Here is a 23,588-nt window from a genome sequence, read left to right as displayed (position 1 = left end):
TCCCGCCCGCACATTCATTTGATGAAGCGACACTCCAGAGGCCGCACTACCGCGCACCCGCCCTCACGCACGAATCAGATCGCGACGGCGCGGGGCGGATCACCACCCGACGCCGGGCTGACCTATTTGCGTTGTTCCGGCAACGCAAACGCGATGACGTAGTCACCCACGTTCTTCGAGTACGCCGCGCCACCAACGGACACCACGATGTACTGCCGTCCGCTCTTGGGCGATACGTAACTCATCGGCGTGGCGCTGGCGCCCACGGGCAGCGGTGTCTTCCACACTTCGCGGCCATCACGCCCGTCATAGGCGCGCAGGTAGTAATCCTGGAAACCGGCGAAGAACACCAACCCGCCCGCAGTGCTCAACGTGCCGCCGTAGGACGGCATGCCCAGCTTCATCGGCAGGCCCAGGCGCACGCCCATCGGGCCCAACTCCGACGCCGTGCCTGCCGGAATCTGCCAGGCAATGCGGCGGGTATTCAGATCCAACGCGCTGATCGTGCCGAACGGTGGCTGCACGCAGGGCACGCCGAGCTTCGAGAACCAGATGGTGGTGTAGACGCCATACGGCGTCCCGGCCTGCGGCGACGGGCCGTGCCCATCGCTGACCGGTGGATGCAGTTTGGCGTACTGCTCAAACGCCGCACGTGGAACCAGCTGGAAGATGCTCGGCACGCGGATGTCATTGAGGAACACCCGCTGGTTGCTGCTGTCCACCGACACGCTGCCCCAGTTCATGCCGCCGATGTTGCCCGGATGCTGGATCGCCATGTCCAGGCCAGGTGGAGTGAAGTCACCGTCGTAGCGCATGCGCCGGAAGGCGATGCGACACGCCAGCTGGTCGAACATGGTCATGCCCCACATGCGTCGCTCGTCCAGCTTTTCCGTGCCAATCGTCGGCATGCCCACCGAATACGGCTGCGTGGGCGACAGGGTTTCCTCCGGCACCGCGCCTTTCTGCGGCACAGCCTTCTCGGCCACTTCTGCCAGCGGCTTGCCGGTGGCGCGGTCGAGCAGGAAGACCTGCCCGCGCTTGGTGGTCTGCAACACCGCCGCCTGCACGCCGCCCTTGCCGTCAGGCAGGTCGATCAGCGCCGGCTGCGAAGGCAGGTCGTAATCCCAGATGTCGTGATGCACCGTCTGGAACTTCCAGCGCGGGCGGCCGGTTTGGATATCCAGCGCGACCAGTGAGGAGTTGTATTCGTCCGAGTACGGCGGGCGGTCCTGTCCGTAGTAATCGGGCGTGGCGTTGCCCAGCGGGGCGTAGATCAGCCCCAGCGTGTCGTCGTAGGCCGCTGCGGTCCACATGTTGGGCGTGCCGCGCGTGTAGGTCTGCCCTTCCGGTGGCAGCCGGGTGATCTCCGGGTTGCCCAGGTCCCATGCCCACACCAGCTGGCCGGTGCGTGCGCTGAAGGCGCGGATCACGCCGGACGGCTCATCGCGCATCTGGTTGTCCACCACCCAGCCACCGACCACGATCAGGTCACGCGCCACCAACGGCGCTGATGTCTGGAAATAGAAGCCACGCTGCACCGGCCCCATGCCCTGCGACAGCTGCACGGTACCGCCGTTGCCAAAGCCGGCGCACAACTTGCCGGTGTTCGCATCCAATGCGATCAACCGCGCGTCGGCGGTGGTTTCGATGATCCGCTCGCTGCACGCCTGCGCCGGCGCCACTGCGCCATCGGCCAGATCGGCCGCATCGGCCGAAGCAATCACCAGCGCTTCGGCAGGCAACTTGTAGTAACCCAGGCCACGGCAGCGTTGCCAGAATGGCGCGCGCACCACCGGGTCGTACTTCCAGCGCAGCGCGCCGGTATCGGCATCCAGGGCGCTGACGATGTTGTTGCGCGAGCACGAATACAGCAGGTCGCCGATCTGCTGCGGCGTGTTCTGGTCAACACCGGGGCCCAGGTCACCCGTGCGATAGGACCACGCCTGCTCAAGCTGCGTCACGGTCTCCAGATTGATCTGGTCGAACGGCGCGTCGCGTCGGCCTTCGGGGGTGCGCCCATAGGCACTCCAGTCCGATGGCGTGTTGTCGCCCTTGGGCGGCGTATAGGCGATGTCCTTGCCGGGGCGGATCACCCCGTGCGGTACAAACGCGAGCACGAAGCCCACCGCGAACAGCAGCGAGAAGCCCAGTGCACCCCAACGGCGCATCCTTGCCTGCTTGCGGGTTTCATCGGCCACACGGGGCATCAGCCACAGCGCCACGGCGGCCAGCGCCAGCGGTGCCAGCAGGCGCGGAAACAGCGCCCAGTAGTTGGCGCCGCTTTCCCACAGCGCCCACGGGATGGTCAGCAGCGCCACCGCTGCCACCACCAGCGCCCCATGCCGACGCCGCTGCCACAACCACCAGGCCGCCAGCAGATAGGCCGCACCGGCCACCAGGTAATACGGCGAGCCTTTCAGCGCGACCAGCCAGCCCCCACCCAGCAGCAACCCCACGCCGATCAGGCCCAGCAGCACCGCGAAAAGACGCAGCAACACTCCCATGTCTTGCTCCCAGCTCGGATGGATTCGGTCATCTGGCCAACCGCAGGGGAAACCCCATGCACGCCCCAACCCCGACAGCCCCGGCGCCACAACCGCCGCACGCCGATGCCGCGAACGTAACGTCAGCGCCGCCAAGAGCGGATGAAGGCTGTGGGAGAGGCCGTCAAAGGAAGCGGGAGTCTGCCCAGCGAAGGCCGCTGCGGGCGCCGGCCATCAACCGCTGCAAGCCTCCCGGCGCTCGGCATCGGTGCCACCGTCGTGAACTTCAGCCCGGCAGATCAGAACTACACGCCGATGCGATCACAGGTCGCGGGAAAGCAGGTCGTAGCCGGTGGCTGCGCGCACCACGCGCTGGTGCACGAAAGCACCGCTGCCACCATTGGTCAGCACCACGATGCCACGGCGGCGTTGTGCATCACCGATGGCGAAGTTCTTGAAGATTCCGCTGTTGCTGCCCGAGTGATAGAACACCGGGCCGTCGCGGGTCTGCTCCATGTTCCAGCCCAGGCCCTTCTCGGTCCACCGGCCCGGTTCGGTTATCTGCGGCGTGAGCATGGCCTGCCGCGTCGCTTCGGTGATCTCCCATGACGCCCGCTGCGAACGCGCCATCATCAGAGTCAGGAAGGTCGCGTAATCCTGCACCGTGGTACGCAGGCTGGCTGCGGCATTGGCCATGATGTCGCCCGGCCACGCCACCAGCCCGGGCGGCGCAAGCGCCAGCACCTCCGGCAACGCGCGTTCGGCATCGGCGTACATCCACGCAGACAGCGGCTTGCCCAAACGCTCTGCGACCTGCTGGGCGGCGCCCCATTGTTCTCGCAGCACCTGTCGGGGCGCTTCGGCATCTGCGCGGTCATGCGCGCGATGGCCATGGACAGAGCGCGCAGCCAGATCCGCATTCCAGCTGAAGCTGCTGTCACGCATGTTGGCCGGTCCGAACACATGCGCCTGCATGCACTCATCCAGACTCTGCCCGGTGATCGTTTCAACCGCCAGTTGCAGCCAGAAGAACGCCTCGCCGGAATAGTTGATCGCCGTACCCGGCTTGACCATCGGCGCGAGCTTCTCCGTCATCGGCGAGGTGCGCCAATCCGGCAAGCCGGTGCTATGCCGCAGCACGTCGCGTGCACTGATCAAATCCAGCCACGGATGATCGGCCAGATAATCGGGGCGCCGATACCGCGCCAGAGGCTGATCCATATCGATCAGCCCCTGGTCCGCCAGCTGCATCACCAGATAGGCGAACAGCGGCTTGCTCAACGACGCATTCTCGAACACCGTGCGCGCATCGACCGGCGTACCAGTCGTTGCGTTCGCCAACCCGAAACCACGGCTCCAGACCACTGCGCCCTCTTCGACCACGGCAATGCCCACGCCGGGGACCGCAAAGGCCTGCATGATGCGCGGCAGTTCGGCCAGGAACGCATCGTCAGGAATCCACGGACGCCCATCCAACTTCATGCACGAAGGCGGCAACGCAAGCACGGGAGCAGCAGCGCCGAGCGCAGCCAACGCGGCCGCCCGTGCCATGAAGCGGCGGCGACCTGGAACCGGATAAATCGGCATTACCGTTGCTCCCCATGCTGGAACGGGCCACCTGCTGCTGTCGTCCCGGTGAGCACCGGCCGCTGCAACTGCTCCAGGCCTGCCACAAGTGCGTTCGGCCACTGCTCACGGCTGGCTTGCCGGATTTCAAACCCGCGACCGAAGGATCATGTGCCAATCGTGCCGATCTGTTCAAGCAAGCGTCGAACCACCCGTACTTCCTGACATGACAAGCACCCTGCCACCCGCTCGCCAGCGCCATCATCGACGGGTTGCATGCATGCACACACACGAAGGCCAGGCATCCGCGCCTGGCCTTCGTTCTCCACCCGGATGGGTTATTGGCGAACAGCCGGCGGCGGCGCCCAGTTGCCTTCTAGGAACACTTCGCGCGGCGAGTACAGCCGCAGCAGCAAGGTGAAAGGTGCCTTGGCAACCGGCAACCAGTTGCCTTCCCTGTCCGCGCCGGGGGAATCGGCCTGGATGTACAGATCAAGCGAGCCGTCCGCGTTTGCCACCAGCTTGTCGCGGTCGCCGATGGCCTGACGCTTGATCGCATTCGGAATGAAATATCCGTCGGCGTCATAGGCCGTCACCGACCAGAAGGCATCTACCGGCGGCCACTTGTCCTTCTCGAAATGCAGCACGTAGGCATGATTGCCATCCAGCGGGCGCCCTTCACTGTCACTGGACAGCGCCGGGTAGACCGCATCCTGCGGTAGGTTCTCGCCAACGCAGCATTGCGCGATGGCCGCGCGGTACAGGTAATCGGTGCCGTAGGTACCGCTGCGCGTGGTGTAGACCCAGCCCTTGCCGCCCTTGCCCGCCGCCCTGTCGCCCTCTGCCTTCACCAGTGCCCGGCCATCGGCATAGCCGCGTTCGAATGCCTGACGAATCGTCGGCGATGCCTGCGCCAGGTCAAAGCCCTGGCCGACGCGGAAGCCGGTACGTTCAAGCCTATGCACCATCGGATAGTCGACCGGGGTTGGCGGGTTGTCCTTCAACAACTCGGCGAACTGCGCGTAGTAGGACGTCGCATCCATCTTGTCCACCACCATCGGCGGATCGGCCCGCATGTCGATGCTGGCATCCACCGTGCCCTTGGGCGGCGTGTAGTCACCCTTGCCCCAGGCCGACTGCGGCCGCAGCTTGTAGCCGTTCTGGATCGCATGGACATTCCCGTAATCGGCGGCGCCATTGGTCTGGGTACGGCCGATGATCCACACATACCGCGTGGGGCTGCGGATCACTTCCACATTCGACGGTGCATCGCCCTTCCATTCCGGCGCGACCACCAGGAAATCGCGCGCGGTGTTCTTGCCGGTGGTACGCGTGCCAGGCACCGCGAACACATCGGTCCACAAGCTCAACATGGGCAATTGGAAATAACGGTCGGTGGCCGGCACCGACAGCACCTGCGGTTCAGCCTTCAGGTCCAGCACCGCCGCCGAGTACAGCGTATCGACATTGGTACGGATGACGATCCTGTCCTCGGCATTGGGATAGGCCAGCGCATGATGAAACTGGTTGGGCGGACCGAAGGCATCGCCCACCTTCGGCTCGGCGAAGTTGCTCAGCTTGCGCACAGTGGCGTAGGTGAGCATTGCCGGGTACGCGTAAACATAGGCGTCCTTGGCGATGGCGTAAGCCTCCTGCTCGGACAGCGACGCGGCGGCGCTGGTGTCGGCAGGCGCCGGTTTGGCAACTTCGGTCCGGCCCTCCGGCGCAGACGGCGCGGCAGTCTGGTCGCGTGTGCAGGCCACCAGGGCCACCGCGACCAACGCCAGCACCAACGGATGCTTGGCCATCAGGTTCATGCGCTTTTCCTCTGAGTGAAGGGATTGCACTGATTCGCTCTGATCTCTGGATGCACTGCGCCCCGCTGGCAGTTCAAATCCCGCTGCTGCGGCCGCGTGAATCCTTCTTGCAGTGAGGATGCCGGCTGCTTGCAAGACAACGCACCCAAAGACTATGGAAGATGACTTGATGCATGGCCACGCAAGGTACGACACGTTACCGCTCGTGACATCGCCTGCAGCGCAACGTAGCGATTGCTTCAGAGTCCGCTCAACCCCTGTGGATGCTTCGTGAAGGGCGCTCGCGCAACATGACTCCAGATGTCCGCTGGACGCAGGCCATCAAGCACTGCCATCTTTCGGATCGACCGTTCGCCCGGCAGCAAGGACAAGGCGCCCGCCCAGCGAACGGTTCAAAGCAGTTGGCGCAGAACCAGATGCGTCGGCCCCCATCTCCAGGCATCCACGGCATCGACAAGCTGATCTTTGCAGGGATTCACCCAAACCCCTTGACCTTCCCATGGCGGGAATCCCTAGGCTTCAGGTCAACACAGATGATCAGCTGCTCCATTGATCGCTGCATCAGTGTTCCCACGAACACCATGGATAGATCGAGGAGGCCACCATGAGCACTGCATCGCATCCCCCTGTAACCATCTACACGACACCGACCTGCCCTGACTGTCGGATGCTGAAAGACTGGCTCAACCGGGAAGGAATCACGTTCGAGGAGCGCGATCTGACCGACGCCGCAATCAGCGAAGAAGCCAAGCGCCGTACCGGCGTGCGCGTCGCACCCATCACCCTGGTGGGCGAGCAGGTCTTCTACGGCACGTTCGCCTCGCAGAAGCCGGGTCTAACGGTGGCGCTTGGACTGGCCAATGCTGTCTGAGTCCGCACCATGACGAACATCGTGGAGATACGCGGAACGGGACGAACAATCCTGGTTCCGCCAGGCATGACCCTGCTCGACGCCGCGCTTGCCGACGGCGTCGCCTATCCGCATGGCTGCCGCTCGGGCCGTTGCGGAAACTGCAAATCGCGTCTTGTCAGTGGCGGAGTTGATCTCCTCGATCACAACCGCTTCGCACTCTCGAACGAAGAGAAGGCACAAGGGTTGATCCTTGCCTGCCGCGCCGTCCCGACAACCGATGGGGTCGTCACCTGGCTTGAAGAGGAAGTCATGCCATCCCATCCGCTGCGCCGCCTCAACTGTCGCGTGCTGGTGATCGAAGATGCCACGCATGACATAAAGCGCATTCTTCTAACCAGCGACGGCGACGAGCCACTTGTCTTTTCAGCCGGCCAATACGCGCGACTCACGTTCCCGGGCGCACCTTCCCGTGACTACTCGATGGCCAGCCAGCCGGGCGACGACACACTTGAATTCCACGTTCGCCGCGTGCGCGGTGGCGCAGCGACGGAATGCATTCATTCGCAATTGAAACCGGGTGAACCGGTGCTTGTCGAAGGCCCATTCGGCTCCTCCTTCCTGCGTGAGCACCACGCTGGGCCGATGCTGTGCATCGCAGGCGGATCTGGCCTCGCCCCGATCAAGTGCATCGTGGAGGCCGCACTTTCATGCGGCATGAGGCAGCCGATCCATGTCTATTTCGGCGCACGCAGCCATGAGGATCTTTATCTCGTCGATCACTTCCAGGATCTTGCGCGCCGGCACTCGAACCTTTCTTTCACACCGGTCCTCTCCGATGCTTCCCCGGGCAGTTCCTGCCGCTGCGGAATGGTCACCGACGCCGTCGCTGAAGACCTTCAGGACCTCGACGGCTGGAAGGCCTATGTTGCCGGCCCGACAGCGATGGTCGACGCGGCTGCTCAGATGACGCGTGCACGCGGACTGCAATCCGGGAATCTGCATGCGGATGTATTCCACACGCCGGACTGAAATTTGGTACAGGGCCGCTCGAGAGACTTCGTTCGGCTATGAACTGCCTATGCTCGCAGTCGGCCAGAACCATGCATCCAATGGCATCCGAAGAGCGGATGCCATTGTTTACACTCTCTCCAGTAGAGGGCAGCTGACTGCAGATGTCGTATCGGCCACTTTGTGACCAGTCGATGGTGTTGCTTCCTGAAATCGCGTCATCAAGTCGTCGCGAGCGAGACTGCTTCCAGCTTCTGGCTGGGCACATTTCCTCGCTCGCGACGTAGCAGCTGCGCAATGGCGCGGCAACGCAGCTCGCTCGAGTCCTGACCGGCAATTCACGAACACAAACCAAGGCCCAGCGCCGGCTGGGCGTTTTGTCAATGCACGCCTCGATGGCGCTGGCTCGCGGTCCTGCTTCCTACCATCCGTACCTCGCGCCCAGCAGCGCCTCTATGTCGCGGAAGTCGCCGTCTCCACTCCGGTAGGCAAGGTGGGCCCAGCCGGTCCAGCGCGACCCCAGCTCCGCTTGTGCGCCGACTTTCAACTCATAGGAGTCCGCAGACCGCTCCAGGCGTTCGACGTACCGGTTGAACGAGAACTCCTCGTGGCCGCCGTAATGCCACCAGTTGACCTCCACGAACGGCTGGACGCGATTCTCGCTGAGCGAACGTGCATATGCCCGCGCGCCCAGGCGCGTGGTCAGATCTCCCGCATCCCGCGAGCGCACTATCGTGCCGTTGACTTCGCGATGCGCATCGTCGTCGTACTCGCTGTGGATGACCTGCGCCTGAGGCTCAAGGTAGTACACGCTGTTCGTTCCTCGCCCGAGTTCGAACGCATAGCCGGCCTCGATGGAAACCGCCCAAGCGGTGCTGTCGTAGCGCTCCAGTGGCAGCAGTTCACCTTGAACACGATTGCGGAAGTCACCGTACTGCACCCAGCTGTCCACGTAGAATCCAGTGGGTTCGGCTGCACTCTGATACCACGTCCCATATATGCCGATAAGCGTGCCTTCCACCTTGCCCTTGGCGCGGTAACCGGTCCAGATGCTTTGTGCATCGGTGTCGGCCTGCCCCCACCCAAGCATCGCGCCCAGGTGGAACCGTTGATCGCTCTGCGTCCAGCGAACGAACTCGGCGCCCACCTGCACCAGCGTGGTGTCCGTACTCAGATCCACCTGCGTGCGCCCGGCGGATGTATCGAACTGGCGGCGTTGTACGCGGGCCCATGCTCCACCGGGATTGCCGTCGCGTCGCTGACGCTCCGTGAAGTCCACCTCGCCAAGACGATCATGCAGGGTGTGGCGGAACATCCCGATCGAGGCCGCCTGGTTGCCCAGGTAAGCACCCACTTCCGGACGGATGATTGGCAACGGCCGCGGGCAATCTTCACAGAATGGCGCCGGCGGTGTGGGCGGTGCCGGTGGGTTCGGCGGCGTAGGAGGATCCGGATCCGGCGGTACCGGAGGGTACGGCGGATCTGGGGGAGGAGGAGGCGGAGGCGGCGGGTCCGGGTCCGGCGGCACCGGCGGTGGTGGTGGAGGAGGCGGGGGTGGGGGTGGCGGAGGAGGTGGGGGTGGCGGCTGGAGCTCGCTGCGTAGATACCAGTTGCCATCAGCGGGATCACCACCCACCGGGTTTCCGCCCTGATACAGAAAGTAGTCGTACGGCCCGGCGACCGCCCTGCCAGTCAACGCAAGTACGCCGGGCGCGGAGGCGAGTTTGTTGAGCACCTCCACGACAGGTATGCCATCGGCCAAGGTCTGTGCACCGGCACCGCCCACATTGGTCACCACGACACCGGTGGGCCCGGTGCCCAGCTGCGTGGAATCCAGAACCAGAATGTCCGACACCGAAGCGGTGGCGCCCTCATTGAGTACGGTGTCCAGCTGCAAGGTGCCGCCGTTGCTGACAAATACCCCGCCGCCGTCGGCGCCGGGCGTGGCGCCTCCACTGATTACCAGCACGTCGCCTGCGTCCGGATTGGCGTGCAGATCGATGACGCCACTGTTGTTGAAGGTCAGCACATTCAACAGCTGTCCCTGTGCGGGGCTGTTGAGCGCCATCGTGTTGTTTGCATTGCCGAACGGGAGATACATTCCGGTCGTATCGAGCGTTGTTCCGGTACCGTCATGCGTGAGTAGAGCCAACGTCCCCGTGTTGTTGACGACGTTTACGCCGCTCGTCCCCAGATTGCTGATGGCCACCGCCAACGTATCGCGTACGCCGTTGCCATCGCTGTCGGCAAAGCTGCGCAGATTCCATTGGCCACCGTTGCCGATGGTCACCCCGGATTGGTACGCGGTGACGGTTCCCAGCAGGGTGCCGGTATTGTTCAGCTGCGCGACACCCCATAGCCCTTTGTGATCGAACTGGACAGCGCGATCGCTCAGCGCGCCCACCGTACCGGCATTGCTCACGATCTGCGTGCGCCCCCCGGTGCGAACCCCTATGCCGCCATAGGCCCCCCAACCGCCTTGAACGTTGCCCGTCGCCGCGTTGTCGAACCGTGCCGTTCCCCTGTCCGCGCGTACGAAAGCGCCGTCGTATCCCTGGCCTGTGGAAGTGACCGCAGCGGTGTTGCTCGCCGCAATGCTACCGAGGGCCGAGTAAAGCGAAATGCCGTCGCCCCCGACGGCGATGTCCCCGGTATTGGTCACCTTGATGATCGGGTTGGCAGCGGCCGCGCCGAAGCCGCTCGAAGCATTGATGCCTGATGTGTACAACCCGGTAGCCGTAATGCGTGCCGAGTTGGTGATATCGATCGGGCCATCCTGCGAGTAGCCGATGATGCCTGCATAGCTCGGCCCGCCTATCGAGATCGCGCCCGCATTGTTGATGCTGATGGGGCCCGTGCCATTGGAGGCATAGATGCCTGATCCGGTCGCCATTGTGAGCGCGCCACTGTTGGTCAGGGCAATGCCGCCAACACCTGTTGAAGATGCGTGGATGCCGACCGTACTGTTACCGGACGTGGAGATGTTTCCCATATTGCTGACGACCACATTGGCCGGCCCGCTTGTATAGGCGTCGATGCCGTAGGCCCCTGCCCCACTGGTCGTGACCACACCACTGTTGGTTACATCGACCGTGCCGCCACCCCTTGCGAGGATGCCAGTCCCGGCAGAGGCAATACTGCCTCCGGTTTGCTTGACGGTGACGGGCGCGGTGCCGGTACCGGTTGCACTGATACCGCCTTGGTTCGTGGAGGTGATGACGGATTGCGAGTCGATCAATACGGACCCGCTTGTGCCCACCCCTCCATACGCCCATATGCCCGTGGAGCCGGAGTTGATCGTGGTTCCCGCCGACGTCGTGGCGCTGACTACGCCTGTGCCGGTATTTCCGTTCCAGACCGCAATACCGGTGCCGGGCACGATGACGCTCCCACCCGTCATGTTCACAGCCGCATTGCCGGTTCCCGAAGCATGTGCCTCCATGCCATGACCGTTGGTGTTGGTGCCACTGACGTTGATGGTTCCGCCACTCATGTTGATAGTGGCAGCACCCGCACCCTGGGTTCGCGCGTAGACGACGGGTACGGTCGCGCCGGTGATGCGCAGGTCTCCCGCCTGCTGGTTAATCGTCGCCGTGCCGGCACTGACCTCCGCGTCCAACGCTCTGGCCGCGCCATTGATCGTCACGTTTCCTGTATTGGTCAAAGTGCTGTTGCCAGTGCCGAAAGCAAGCGCCGTGATACCGTTCGCCCCCGCCGTGCCGGTGGTGATGGCGCCTCCGTTGGTGACGTTGACATCGGCATTCGCACCGAATGCGCGGATGGCTTCCGCGCCGCTGGCCGTTGTCGAGAGGGTGCCGGTATTGGTCACCGTGACCGAACCACCGAAGCCCGTCGCCGTGATGCCGTAAGCGGTTGCACCGCTCGTGGAAATGGCTGCTCTGTTGTCGATACGAATCGCACCGCCGGATCCCTGCGCGCTTATTCCGGAGGAGTCTGCCCCGCCTGTGGTGATATCACCGCTGTTGGTGATGTCCAACGTCCCCGACGAGATCATCGCGTTGATCCCGCTGCTGCTTCCTCCTGTCGTGGTGACCTTGGAAGAATTGTTGATGTTTGCGGTGCCTGCGCCGCCGGTCATGGCCTGGATGCCCGCGGCCGTTGTTCCGCCAGTGGTGATCGTGCCGGCTGTCGAAACGATGGTGACAGCGCCCGTATTGGAGCTCGCCAACAGGCCATAGCCCGCATTGTTCGCAGTGGTAACTGCGCCGCCGGTGAATTCAATCCTTGCCGAACCGGCACCACTGTCAAATGCACGGACCGCGCCCTGGGTCGCGCCGGACGGCGATGTGACATTGGTGTTGGTTGCGGTGATGGTCGCGCTACCGTTGCTTGACTGCGCGAACAGCCCAACCGCGTTGGTCCCGGATGCCCCGCCCTGTATCGTGGAATCACGGATGATGATGCTTGCCTGCCCACCGGCAACGGAGTTGTTTCCCGCATTCACGCTCAAGGCGGGGCTGGTGGTGAAGGCGGTGTTGTTGATCAGGAGTCCGTTTGCGTTGATCGCCATGGATATCGCTGGGGACGTACTGTCATTGACCAGCGAAAGCGCGCCATCGGTCACCTGCCAGTTCGTCAGGGTGGCGACCGTAGGCACCGATGAGAATGATTGCAGGTACCCCGTATCCGGAGGCGGAGACGTGCAGGTGATTGTCGGGGAGCTCAATCCAGTACACGTCGCAAACGCAGCGCTCGGCGCTCCCAGGCAGATGCCGGAGATTGCTGCCGCACAGGCATTCCTTATCAATGTCTGATGAGAACCGCCGTCTTGGGCGTTGCTGCTGCAGGAGGAACGAGTGGAGTCAGGTCGCTTTCCCAGTTCAGAAACGACCACCCATGCGCCAACTGCGGCGCTCCAGATCACCCTATAGAACCTGTTCATGGCGAACGGAATCCTTTGTAGATCCACGTGAGAAGAGCCATGTACGGCTTGCGCTGTTGAGCGCGCCACCGCTGTCGATATCGCAGGAAAATCCCGACCGAGAGAAGGTCGGCGGCCTCACGTTGGGGGCCAGGTGGGTGCACCCGCACCGGGCATCGAGCCTGACATTTCATCCGCCGCAGCAGCTGGCGGGCCTTATCACTGATTCGCCAATCCAACAGCACGATACTGCTCCCGGCAGCCCGGAATCGCCTCTGCGGTTCTACGCAGGCCGCACCAGTAAAACTACCGGCCAGGGCCAGTGGGCACGGGCGCTGGCGTCGCTGCCCTCGAACCTGGCGCTCCTTCACGCTTGCCTTTCCGGCGCCTTTCCGGCGCCTCTACGGCACCTCTACGGCACCTACTGGCCGCAGCAGAATGGTCACCGATGCCGAAGACTTGCAGGACCTAGACGGCTGGAAAGCCCAAGTTGCCAGCCCGCCGGCGATGGTCGATACGGCTGTTCAGATGACACACGCACGCGGACCGCAATCCGGAAGTCTGCACGCGGATGTATTCCACACGCCGGACTGAAAGTTGGCGCAAGGCCCGGCCCCGATGAAGATGCCCGGGCCTTGCTGGGCATGGTGTGGAAGACCGCTATCCTGTGGCAGGCGCCATACGACCGGAAGCAGTCATCCCGCGAACGCGCGCAACCAGACCCGCGCATCGAGAACACGCGCCTCATCCAGCGGTACCCGGCATCAGCCGGCACCACGGATCACTCTCAACGCACCGGCAACGCCACCGGACGCAACGGTGCCGCATCACCGCCGCGGATCTTCAGCGGCCCGCCGATGAAGGCGAATTCATAGACCTTGTCGCGGGCCAGTTCGTCCAGGGCGATCAGCTCGATGATCGGTGCGCCCTGCTGGGCCAGCAGGTAGGTGTGCAGTGGCACATAGTCGTCAGCCACTTCGGAGGGGAAGGTCTCGAAGCTCAGGTTGTCGGCACCCACCACGATCGCACCGCCGTCCTCGACCAGAAAGCGGGCTGCATCCAGGCTCATGCCTGGCGGGTTGGCCATGTAGGCCTTGGGCTGGTTGAACAGCTGCATGCGCCCGGTGCGGATCAGTACGATGTCGCCCTCCTGCAGGCTGACGTTCTGCCGGCGCAGCGCGTCCTTCAGGTCCTGACGGGTGACGCGGTAGCTGTCCGGAAGCATGTTCACTCCCTTGGCACTAGCAACGTCGATCAGCACGCCACGCGCTACCAGCGGCGGGAATTTCTCGATGCCGGTGACCTTCCAGCCGCGATCACCAAGGTGCGTGCTGGCCTCGAAGCCATTCCAGATGCGACCGTGGATGCCGAAGTGGTTGAGCGCGTCGATATGCGTGCCGGTGTGGCTGTACATCGAGAACGCGGTCCCGGTGTAACTGCGCGTGGTATTCATCGCTGCGCCAACGCCCATGGGGTCGTCGACCACGGTGCCCTGCGGCGTGTGGGTCATCCAGAACTGGTAGTGCGGGTCGCCTGCGTCCTGCCAGCTGGGCATGCCGACGTAGTAGTCGGTGGCCAGATCGTAGACCTTGCCGCCGCTGACCCGCGACAGGATCGCGGCGCGCGATGCTTCGGTGATCAGATTGAGTCGGCCGATTTCATCCGTCGGGCCCCACGGACTGATACCGACCTGCTGGCCGGAGGGTACCTGTTCGGGCGGCGGGCTCTGGTGCGCGACGGCCAGTGGCGGGACTGCGGCCAACAACAGGCCGAGCGCGCTGGCGAGGCGAGACATGCGTGATGCAGGGAACGGAGACGGAAGCGACATTGCAGTACCTGGTTCAGCGGGGGTAAACACAGGTTAGGCAGCGCCCGGGGAGCGAAACAGCCGCCTCCGGGCAGCTCATTTTTCGCTGGGCGTCAGCAATCCAGGCCGTCGGCCTGCGGTAGTTCTTCGTGCAGAAAATCAATGAAGGCGCGCACCTTGCGCTGCAGGTGGCGTTGAGTGGGATAGACCGCGTAGACGATGCGCGGCGGATAGCGATGATCGGCCAGCACCTGTTGCAGCTGGCCGTTGGCGAGCGCCGGTGCGGCCAGGAACGAGGGCAACGCGCCGATGCCCAGGCCGGCCACCAACAGGTCGCGCAGCAGCAGGCTGTTGTTGGCGCTGACCCGCGCCGGCCGGGTCACCGTGACGCTGCCATCCGGGCCATGCAGCGGCCAGCTGCCGGGTGAGTCGGACAGGCTGTAGGCCAGCAGGGTGTGGTCACCCAGCTGCTCCACCGTGGTGGGTGCCGGGTGCTGTTGCAGATAAGCCGGCGCCGCGCACAGTACCTGCTGCACCGATGCCAGCCGTCGTGCGACCAGCGTGGAATCCTCCAGGTCCGCACGCAGCCGCAGCGATACATCAAAGCCCTCGCCCACCGTATCGACCAGACGGTCTTCCATCACCAGGTCCAGCGCCAGTTGCGGATGCTGGGCGAGGAAGCGCGGCAGCAGCGGAGACAGCGTACTCAGTGCGAACGACAGCGGCGCGTTGACCCGCAGTCGGCCACTAATCTCACCGCGCTGATCGGCGATACCGCTTTCCAGTGCGTCCAGATCGTCAAGCAGACGGCAGCATTCCGCGTAATACGCTTTGCCGGTATCGGTCAGGCTCATGCGGCGGGTAGTACGTTGCAGCAGCACGACCCCGAGGTGATCCTCCAGCATCCGCAACTGCTTGCTCAGCCCCGCCGCCGACATACCCAGGTCATCGGCTGCCCGCGCTAGGCCACCGCGTTCGACGATTCGTCGAAAAGCGCGCATCAGGTTGAAGGAATCCACGGCTGGTCTCGTTGCAAAACGAGCACAGGGTAGCGGAAATGCGCGATGCCGGGCGCTGGCGGGGACGCTGGAGTGTGCGCTTGTTCTGGTCGCTCGATGAGCGTTTCCTGCCCGCAGCAGGCACCGCACCAGCGATGGCAGTTCTGCTGCTATCGCTTCAGCCCGGGGCTTCCTGCAACAGCTGATTTCGCGTTAGTCGCCTGCGCCAAGCCGCGCGATGCGACGGTACTCCTGCCGTATCGTCGCGCCTTGTCTCCTGACCAGCCACCAGGTTCCGCCCATCCAGACGATGGCCCACGCCGCCAGGCGGAGCGCGGCGTGCTGCCACTCGGTCGTGCCGAGCAGTTGGCAGGCGATCAGGCTGATCAGGGCATAGCCACTCAGCGCGAGCGCCGAGACATGGGCCAGCTTCAGGTGCCGCAGCCTGTTGCGCAGTTGCAGCTTCCGGATGGAGGCGTAGACCGACACCGGCTCGCGGGCGGCGGTGTGTTGGTCGGCCTGCTGTCGCAGCAGGATGGTCCAGCTGGCGACGAGGAACACCGAGAAGAACGGGATCAACAACCATTGGCCCGCTGACAGCCGCCCATCCGCTACCGGCCACGTGAGCAGGGCAACTCCCGCGACCGTCAATGCGACTTCGATGACGCGGCGCAGCTTCTCGACGCGGCGGTGCCGCTGGATCTTCCGGGCCATCGCGTCGGCCAGGCCCGAGGGGGGCTGCTGGCGTTGCCAGAGCGTGCGCAGGGCGTCGTCATTGATGTCCATCGTGGATCTCCTGCAGTGCCTTGCGGGCCCGGTGCGCCCGCACGCCCACGTTGTCGGTGCTGATGCCAAGCATCTCGGCGATCTCCTTGTAATCGAAGCCCTCCAGTTGCAGCAGGAGCACTTGTCGTTGGGGCAGCGGGATCAGGCGCAGCGCGTCAAGCAGCCATTGCGTGTCGGCTTCGCCGGGAGCCGATGCGGCATCGGCAATGGACTCCATTGCCTCCTGGTCCAGGTGTGAGCGGTCCGGCGTGCGCACGGCCTGCCGCACGTGGCTGGCGCCGAGGTTGTGGGCAATGCGAAGCATGTAGGCAGGGAGCCGGGCGGGATCACGCAGCCGTGGCAGCCCCTGCCACACGGCCAGCAACACTTCCTGCACCAGGTCCTCCTGCGCACCCCGGTCGCGCTCGTAGGCGCGGACCGCCCGCCATACGCGTGGCAGGTGGAGTTGGACGTCGGGCCACAACGGATGCATCGGGGCAGTGTCTCCAGTCAGTACATGCGCACAGTCGCTCGGCGGCAGTGATTTCTTACACGCAGTTCCTGATTGCGTTAACGGTAAGAAACCAGCGCCCGGAGGTTACTACCCAAGGGACTGGCCTGTTCATCGCGAGCAGGCGCCAGCGAAAACTACACAGGGAAACGACCATGAGAAAGACGATTGGCCAGCTGGTCGCAGCGCTCGGCCGCTCGAAGGGAAAGAAGGGAATCCTTGCTGTGGGCGGTGCAATCTGCCTGGCGGCATGGGCCACATTTGCCATATCGGTGGCGTTCGGCGTCGGGACCGGCGCGCGGATCGCCCTGCTGAGCGTGGCGCTTGTAGCCACCGAGGTGCTGTTCTGGGTCGCGGCTGCACTGCTGGGCATTACTGTCGTCCAACTGCGCCGGAAACTGTTGGGCAAGCTCCTGCCCGGGAGGCGCGGCGATGCGGCGTGATATCGGACAGGCGTTGATCGCGCTTCTGGTCTGCGCATCCTTGCTGGGCTGCAATTCGGTTGCCACGACGCACGTGGTGCCCGCGGGCGTGCTCTATCACGGCTTCTCGCTGGTGGACCCCAATGCCGAGCGCGTGGTGGACGACGCCTACGTCCTGATCAACGACGGCAAAATCGCGGCGGTCGGTACTGGCGAGTGGAAGGGCCCGGCGCCGGAACGTTCGGTGGACATGACAGGCCACTACGCCCTGCCGGGCCTTATCGATGGGCATGCCCACATCACCTCGGGCCCGCACAGCGTCGAAGTGGTCGATGGCGATCCTCTCATCAGCATTCCGAGTGTCGATGCGATCACCCGGCACAACGCCGCCGTCGCCCTCGCCTTCGGCATCACGACGGTTCGCAACCCCGGCGGCGATCCTGCGGCGAACGCCCGTTACGATGCGCAGATCCGGACGGGCGCGTTGCTTGGCCCCGAAGCACTGCATGCGGGCGCTGTCATCCAGCCCCCACCATTTGGCGGTACCGCGTTCGCCTATCCGCGCTCGGAGACGGAATGGAATGCGGAAGCCCGGCGCCAGGCCGACATGGGCATGCGCTACTTCAAGCTCTACAGCGGACTGGATGCCGATGAACTCAAGCAGGGCATCCAGGCAGCGCACCGGAACGGGCTCAAGGCGATCGCACACCTGGACACCATCAGCTGGACGCAGGCGGCACGGCTCGGCATCGATGGCCTGGAACATACCCTGCCCACCAGCTCCGACCTGCTGGAACCCAAGCAGCGCGCCACCTACCTGGCCGAGCGTGGCGCAGACGCCCGCTATCTTTTCCGTTGGTTTGAACTGGCCGACTTCGATGGCCCGCTGATACAGGAGATGCTTGTGGTGCTGGCCCAGCGGCGTGTGGTCGTGAGCACGACGCTCGGCGTCAACGAGCTGACCTACAACAGCGATCGCCTGGACAGCGTGCTTCCGCCCGAGGACCGGGCCTACTTTCACCCGGCCAACCTGGAGGCGTTGCTGAGCTTCCTGCCGCGCATGAGCGAAGAGGACCACCGGAAAGCGCGGGCAGCAATGCCCAAGGTGCTCGATTTCGCGCGAAGGTTGCATGCCGCAGGCGTTCCCATTCTGGTGGGCACCGATGGCAATGGTGGCGGACCGGCGTACAGCCGCGAACTGCAACTGCACCTGCGTGCCGGCATCCGTGACTGGGATGTACTCCGGCTCGCGACATCGGATGCCGCCGATGCATTGGGCATCGGCAACCGCACCGGGCGCATTGCCGAAGGCATGGAGGCCGATATCGTCTTCTTCGGGAGCAACCCGCTTGGTGATCCAGCAGGCCTGCGCGAGGTGACGCTTGTGCTCACCGATGGAAAAGCCGGAACACCCGAGCAGATTCTTGGCAGCGTGGATTTTGAATCACGAACAGCAAGCATCGTGCGTCGATAAACGCCCCGAATCGAGATACTTGTCGTTAGCGCGTCCGTGCGTGCAAAGCTCTACCACTGCCAACGCATGCCCAACTTTCCATTCCATGATGATTCTTCGCCATCGAAGCTCCACGTGTAGTCAGCATCCGCGAAGAGATAGCCGCCGGCACTAACCTGCCAGGTGCCGCCCAAGCCAATTTCGCCCCAACTGTCGCCGAGGTCTGCAGTGAAGGGGACGTAGCCGCTTGCACTGGAAAATTCGGTTGTTGGCGAACCACTGAAATCGTGCCAAGCGTTGCCGCGGATCCACCAGCTTGTTGCTCGATCGCCTGAGTCTGACGCTCGCTGGCCGAGCCGACTGAGCCGCACACCCAACCTGCCAACGCTGGCGTCGCCATCGCTGTAACGTACTCGCGCGGTCTCGTCGACAAGGTCGTCCAGCGCGGTCTTCTGCCAGATGACCTGGGCCTGAGGCTCCAAGCGCCAGCCTGCCTCCGGCTTATCACCGCTTCGTTCCACGCCCATCATCCAGGGCCAGCCCACTTCCACGGACGCCAACACGCCAGTCCCGTTGGTGAAGGTGTCCGGCAACCGGGTGGATCTGGCCCGCATGTCGTACCACGTGTACTGCGCCACGGTGTCCACATAAGCACCACGGGGCGAGAATGCTGTCCAGTACGCGCCGACGGTGCGCGCATCGAATTCGTCCGTGCCCGCATGGAAATCGTAGTCGAGAAGATTGTGCCGCACCCTCCCACGCGCCTTTCCGTAGGCCAGGTAACCACCGGCATGCCGATGGCTGCCGTCCTGGTTGATGGAGCGGTAAAGGTCCACGCCCAGTTGCAGCACATCAAATGCGTAGTCGAAGCCAGGCCCTCTGCTTCCATAGATGCCCTGGTTGCCGCCATCTCGTTCGCCGTCGTGGTGCAGCGCCCGTACCCACGCGCCGCCAAGGCCAGCGTCTGGTGAGGAGACTCCGCGCTGGCTGAGCAGGTGTTCATCGCCCACTCGCTCATGCAGCGTGTCAACGACTGCGCGCGCGTAGATGGCAGCCATGGTGGGGAGTGCAGCAGCCAAGGACACTTCTTGCCTGTAAGCCGGCGGATCCGGTGGAGGCACGGGCGGGTCCGGCGGTGACGGGCAAGGGGGGGAAGGCGCACCGGCAGCCCCGCAGTCCAGGGTGGAGCGCAGGTACCAGCTTTCGGCCGAGCTCGCATCAACGCTGCCCCGCCGCAGGCCATACTCGTATGGTCCGGCCACCACCGGCGCCCTGAGCGCGAACGCAGTGCCGCTGGTCACCCCGCCATTGACCGCATCCACCACGAGAATGCCATTGCCGGTGGTAACGTCGCCGAGCCCACCTGCATTACTGGCGACGATGATCGTGCTACCGGAAGCGGCGCCACCGTCTATCACCAGCCGGTCCGACGGTGACCCATCACCGCCCAGGAATGTGTTTATCTCCAGTGTGCCGCCGAGGCCGGCGTAATCTCGCGTGGTAAGCGTGGTGCCGGGCGCTGCACCTGCACCAAAGATGATTCGCCCGGCATTGGTCACGCCGGCGACGGTCTGTGAGAAACCATTGAGATCAAGCCTGGCGGCAGCTGCGACGGTCACAGCCGTGTTAGGGCTGAAGGTAGCTGCGGCACCGGCCTGCAATACCCCCGCATTGACGCGGGTGTCTCCACTGTAGGAGTTGGCCGTGCTGCTCAATACGGTAGTGCCGGTGCCGATCTGGTCGACCCCACCGGTACCCGATATCGCGCCCGCGAATCCGATCATGTTGGACCGGTTGAAGACCAACAGACCGTTGTTGGTGACATCGCCCACGAGCGCGCCCGATGTGCCGCCATTGCCGAGCTGCAGGGTGCCATCCCCTATCACCGTGCCGCCCGAATAGGTGGTGTCGGCCAGCAGCGTCAGGCGGCCTCCGCCGTTCTTGGTCAGCATGCCCGGTCCGGAGATTGCGCCGCTATGGACGAAGTTCGTCGCTGCGGCGGTGTCGATGGTGCCGCCACCGGTCCCAACCGTTGTCACCCGCGCAGAGGAAAGGTCCTCGGTGGTCAGCAGGGTGCCACCCTCAAAGACAATGCTGCCAGCACTCGTGCCAAGATTTGCATCGTTGGCGATCGATATCCCGCCGTCACGAATCAAGGTCCCGCCAGAATAGGTGTTGGCGGCGGTGAGCACCAACGTGCCGCCATCAACCTTGACCAGTTGGCTGGAGCCGGTCAGTACCGCGTTGATGGTAGCGGTGTAGCCAGCGCTTGCCGCGGTGCCGTCACCGACCCGGATCACCGAGATGCCCGGGGCGGACGAGTCGTCCACCAGGGTCAGCACGTCGCCACCGACCACATAACCATCGACTGCGAACTGCATCCCTGACGCGGTCACTGGGCCGAGACTGTTGTCGACGCTGACGTTTGCAGACAGACCGGTGAATATTGCAAATGCGCGGTCACTGAACGGTGCGTTGGGTGTGCCTACGGCGTTGGTCCAGTTGTCGTTGCCAGCCGAGGTCTGCCACACGCCGACGCCGCCATTGACGATCCCGTCGTTCTTCGGACCAGCGGCACCATCCCAATAGTTGAGCGTGAGACCGCTGGTGTTGATCAGATTGACCTGGTTGGCGACCGAGGTCTGGACGTAGTAGTCCGGTGAGGGGATCGTGCCGATGGCCAACCCGCTGTTGGTCAGGGCTCCTGCGTAACTGATCAGTCGATAGATGCCCGTGTCGAACGATCCGCCTGGTGTGGTTACTACGTTCAAGACGCCATCGAGGACCAGATCGCCGCCAACCGTCACCAGATCATTGAATGCGCCGCCCACCGCATTGGCCTCACCCAGGCTGTAGGCAAGCAGCGAGCCGCCGTTGAGCGATAGATCGCCGTTGATCGCGAGTGTGCCCGGTGCGTTCGACAGACTGCCAGGTGACAGCGTTGCGCCGTCGGCAACCGTAACGCTTCCGCCGATGGTGCCTGACCCACCGAGTGTAGCGCCGGCAGCAACACTGGTTGCTGCGGTTGCCCCAGACTGATTCCCGTCTATGTAGAGGCCGCCAGCAGCCACCGTTGTGGCACCGGCGTAACTGTTGGCGCCCGTCATCACCGTGGTGCCGGCACCGATCTGGCTTACGGTGCCCGTGCCGGAGATGGTGCCGGCGAATGTCTGGACGTCGCTGCGGTTGAATGCCAGCGCACCGTTATCGGTGACGTCGCCGACGATCCAACCGGCGGCTCCGCCGTTGCCAAGCTGCAACGTGCCGGCCGAGATCGTGGTGCCGCCGCTGTAAGTGTTTCCAGCGGTCAGAACGGTGGTCCCGGTTCCGATCTGATTGACCGTGCCGGTGCCGGAGATCAGGCCGGCCATCGTGTGACTGTCACTCCGGTTGAACGCTAGCGCCCCGTCGTTGGCGACGTCGCTGACGACTGCCCCTGAGGCACCGCCATTGCCAAGCTGCAACGTGCCCGAGGCTATCGTGGTATTGCCGGTGTAGGTGTTATCGGCGGTCAGGATGGTGGTTCCGGCGCCCAACTGATTCACCACACCGGTGCCGGAAATCACGCCGCCAAACGTGTAGACGTCACCCCGGTTGAACGCCAGCGTTCCATTGTCGGTGATGTTGCCGACGACCGATCCGGAAGCACCGCCGCTACCCAGCTGCAAGGTGCCACCGGAGATGGTGGTGCCGCCGGTGTAGGCCTTGTCGGCGGCGAAGATGGTCGTCCCGGAAAGAACGCTGACCGCGCCGGGGCCGTTGATGGCGGGTACAAACGTATGGTCGGCTGCGCTGTGGTTGAAGACAAGCAGGCCCGCACCAGGGCCAAACTCGACGGACGAAGCAGCCAGCGTTCCTGGGGCGGCGGCCGCTGCGCCGGCCGCTGCACCGATGTTGACAGTGCCCTTGCTTCCAGTGCGAGCAGCCACGTTGATTGAGCTGCCGCTTGCCGTTGCACCGTCAGCAACGGTGAGCGCACCTGTACCGAACAGGCCGACATAAATACCGCCGCTGTTGTTCCAGTTGGTCTGAGCGCCGCTCAACGTGGCCACGCCAGAGCCGGACGCACCGTTGCCAATGAACACGTTCCCATTGTTGTTGACCGTCCCGCCGTTCTCGATCGCAAGCGTCCCTGTACCGGCGGTGCCTACACGCATGCCAGTTGTCTGCACTACCGAGGCAGAACCATTCACAGTGACTGCGCCCGACCCATTCGCGCTTCCACCAATGTCCAGGAAGTTGGTGGAGACACTTGCGCCGTTCAGGACTGCTAGCGTGCCCCGTCCTGCACTGCCTATCGTGATGCTGGCAGTGTTGGTCCGCCAGAGTGAGCCCGGCCCGTCCATTGTCACTGTGCCCGAGCCAGTGGCGCTATTGCCAACGATCCCGCCACCCGTGCTTACGACCTGGGCGCCGCTCTGAATATTGAGTGTGCCCGTTCCAGAATTGCCGACGATGAGGGCATTGCCTGATGAGTTCCAAGCGGAGTTGAGGCCGCTTACGGTCACTGTGCCCGTTCCGGTCGTCAGGTCGCCAATCGTGTTTCCAATCCCATTGAAGGAGAAGCTACTGACGACTGTGGTGCCGCCCTGGATGCCAAGAACTCCATTACTCGAGTAGCCGATAGTCAGCCCTCCAGCGGTGTCGTTGCCAATTGGCGCGGTTGCTGGGGAATTGCCGAACAGAGCCTGGTCTATTCTGCAGCCGGCAGTCTGCCCGGAGCAGGTCGTGACTTGCGCCTCTGCCATGTTCGCCGCAAAAAGAACAGATAACCCAATGAGTGCAGCAGAAGTGTCCGGCCACCACGACAGATCAGGTCGTGAGGCGCAGTCGAAACCGATACGATTTCCAACTTTTTTTGAGGTCGCGGATGCTGCCTCGTCAATTCTCATGATGACTCTTCCCGATCGTTCGCATCTGGCTGTGCGTGATGGCTGAAGCGGCCGCCGACTCGTCTCTCCATCCTGCGTCCTCCAGCTCGATCAGCTCATGCAATCGACACGGATGAGCGGAACTCGATCAG

General features: G+C 63.9%; 13 protein-coding genes. 4 read left to right on the top strand and 9 right to left on the bottom strand.

Going from position 1 to position 23,588, the window contains the following annotated elements:
• Window positions 1-122: 122 nt before the first annotated feature.
• The 3 genes from LR961_RS02895 to LR961_RS02885 all read right to left on the bottom strand — a co-directional run bounded on the left by LR961_RS02895 (window position 123) and on the right by LR961_RS02885 (window position 5,866).
• A complete protein-coding gene (locus LR961_RS02895; RefSeq protein ID WP_232146919.1) occupies window positions 123-2,504 on the bottom strand; it encodes a membrane-bound PQQ-dependent dehydrogenase, glucose/quinate/shikimate family in 2,382 nt (793 codons plus the stop codon).
• A 300-nt stretch (window positions 2,505-2,804) separates the two neighbouring features.
• Window positions 2,805-3,965 (bottom strand): serine hydrolase domain-containing protein, encoded by a 1,161-nt coding sequence (locus LR961_RS02890; protein ID WP_232146918.1) that lies wholly within the window; start codon window positions 3,963-3,965, stop codon window positions 2,805-2,807.
• 422 nt (window positions 3,966-4,387) lie between these two features.
• A complete protein-coding gene (locus LR961_RS02885; RefSeq protein WP_232146917.1) occupies window positions 4,388-5,866 on the bottom strand; it encodes a DUF1254 domain-containing protein in 1,479 nt (492 codons plus the stop codon).
• Between the two features lie 604 nt (window positions 5,867-6,470).
• Between LR961_RS02885 and LR961_RS02880 the strand changes: the two genes are divergently transcribed.
• Both LR961_RS02880 and LR961_RS02875 read left to right on the top strand, forming a co-directional pair.
• On the top strand, window positions 6,471-6,737 hold the full coding sequence (locus LR961_RS02880; protein ID WP_232146916.1) for a glutaredoxin family protein: 267 nt from the start codon (window positions 6,471-6,473) through the stop codon (window positions 6,735-6,737).
• 9 nt (window positions 6,738-6,746) lie between these two features.
• Complete coding sequence (locus LR961_RS02875; RefSeq protein ID WP_269670535.1) at window positions 6,747-7,748, top strand: 2Fe-2S iron-sulfur cluster-binding protein; 1,002 nt, start codon at window positions 6,747-6,749, stop codon at window positions 7,746-7,748.
• Between the two features lie 400 nt (window positions 7,749-8,148).
• Here the strand turns inward: LR961_RS02875 and LR961_RS02870 are convergent, their stop codons facing one another.
• From LR961_RS02870 to LR961_RS02850, 5 genes are all read right to left on the bottom strand, one after another.
• Complete coding sequence (locus tag LR961_RS02870; RefSeq protein WP_232146914.1) at window positions 8,149-12,258, bottom strand: autotransporter outer membrane beta-barrel domain-containing protein; 4,110 nt, start codon at window positions 12,256-12,258, stop codon at window positions 8,149-8,151.
• A 1,138-nt stretch (window positions 12,259-13,396) separates the two neighbouring features.
• The gene (locus LR961_RS02865; protein ID WP_232146913.1) at window positions 13,397-14,404 is read right to left on the bottom strand and encodes a cyclase family protein; all 1,008 of its coding nucleotides are present in this window, start codon (window positions 14,402-14,404) and stop codon (window positions 13,397-13,399) included.
• Between the two features lie 125 nt (window positions 14,405-14,529).
• Window positions 14,530-15,435, bottom strand: coding sequence for a LysR family transcriptional regulator (locus tag LR961_RS02860; protein ID WP_232146912.1), 906 nt, complete (start codon window positions 15,433-15,435; stop codon window positions 14,530-14,532).
• Between the two features lie 192 nt (window positions 15,436-15,627).
• Window positions 15,628-16,200, bottom strand: coding sequence for a hypothetical protein (locus tag LR961_RS02855; RefSeq protein WP_232146911.1), 573 nt, complete (start codon window positions 16,198-16,200; stop codon window positions 15,628-15,630).
• A complete protein-coding gene (locus LR961_RS02850; RefSeq protein WP_232146910.1) occupies window positions 16,187-16,672 on the bottom strand; it encodes an RNA polymerase sigma factor in 486 nt (161 codons plus the stop codon). The genes LR961_RS02855 and LR961_RS02850 overlap by 14 nt, the downstream gene beginning before the upstream one ends.
• Window positions 16,673-16,845: 173 nt before the next feature.
• Between LR961_RS02850 and LR961_RS02845 the strand changes: the two genes are divergently transcribed.
• Together LR961_RS02845 and LR961_RS02840 are read left to right on the top strand one after the other, a co-directional pair.
• Window positions 16,846-17,133 (top strand): hypothetical protein, encoded by a 288-nt coding sequence (locus LR961_RS02845; protein WP_232146909.1) that lies wholly within the window; start codon window positions 16,846-16,848, stop codon window positions 17,131-17,133.
• Window positions 17,123-18,586: an amidohydrolase family protein gene (locus LR961_RS02840; protein WP_232146908.1), complete on the top strand. Its 1,464-nt coding sequence runs from the start codon at window positions 17,123-17,125 to the stop codon at window positions 18,584-18,586. Before LR961_RS02845 ends, LR961_RS02840 begins: the two co-directional genes overlap by 11 nt.
• 50 nt (window positions 18,587-18,636) lie before the next feature.
• On the opposite strand, the gene LR961_RS02835 is transcribed toward LR961_RS02840, so the two are convergent.
• Window positions 18,637-23,457, bottom strand: a complete 4,821-nt coding sequence (locus LR961_RS02835) for an autotransporter outer membrane beta-barrel domain-containing protein (RefSeq protein WP_232146907.1) — start codon at window positions 23,455-23,457, stop codon at window positions 18,637-18,639.
• Between the last annotated feature and the right edge of the window lie 131 nt (window positions 23,458-23,588).

The organism is Stenotrophomonas sp. SY1 (assembly GCF_021202945.1).
Classification (GTDB): domain Bacteria; phylum Pseudomonadota; class Gammaproteobacteria; order Xanthomonadales; family Xanthomonadaceae; genus Stenotrophomonas.
This window is presented reverse-complemented; position numbering and strand designations above follow the sequence as displayed.

Bases quoted from the DNA above. Each gene is read 5' to 3' on its own strand.
- LR961_RS02895 (WP_232146919.1), bottom strand. From the start codon at position 2,504: ATGGGAGTGTTGCTGCGTCTTTTCGCGGTGCTGCTGGGCCTGATCGGC.
- LR961_RS02890 (WP_232146918.1), bottom strand. From the start codon at position 3,965: ATGAAGTTGGATGGGCGTCCGTGGATTCCTGACGATGCGTTCCTGGCC.
- LR961_RS02885 (WP_232146917.1), bottom strand. From the start codon at position 5,866: ATGAACCTGATGGCCAAGCATCCGTTGGTGCTGGCGTTGGTCGCGGTG.
- LR961_RS02880 (WP_232146916.1), top strand. From the start codon at position 6,471: ATGAGCACTGCATCGCATCCCCCTGTAACCATCTACACGACACCGACC.
- LR961_RS02875 (WP_269670535.1), top strand. From the start codon at position 6,747: ATGACGAACATCGTGGAGATACGCGGAACGGGACGAACAATCCTGGTT.
- LR961_RS02870 (WP_232146914.1), bottom strand. From the start codon at position 12,258: ATGGCGATCAACGCAAACGGACTCCTGATCAACAACACCGCCTTCACC.
- LR961_RS02865 (WP_232146913.1), bottom strand. From the start codon at position 14,404: ATGTCTCGCCTCGCCAGCGCGCTCGGCCTGTTGTTGGCCGCAGTCCCG.
- LR961_RS02855 (WP_232146911.1), bottom strand. From the start codon at position 16,200: ATGGACATCAATGACGACGCCCTGCGCACGCTCTGGCAACGCCAGCAG.
- LR961_RS02850 (WP_232146910.1), bottom strand. From the start codon at position 16,672: ATGCATCCGTTGTGGCCCGACGTCCAACTCCACCTGCCACGCGTATGG.
- LR961_RS02845 (WP_232146909.1), top strand. From the start codon at position 16,846: ATGAGAAAGACGATTGGCCAGCTGGTCGCAGCGCTCGGCCGCTCGAAG.
- LR961_RS02840 (WP_232146908.1), top strand. From the start codon at position 17,123: ATGCGGCGTGATATCGGACAGGCGTTGATCGCGCTTCTGGTCTGCGCA.
- LR961_RS02835 (WP_232146907.1), bottom strand. From the start codon at position 23,457: ATGAGAATTGACGAGGCAGCATCCGCGACCTCAAAAAAAGTTGGAAAT.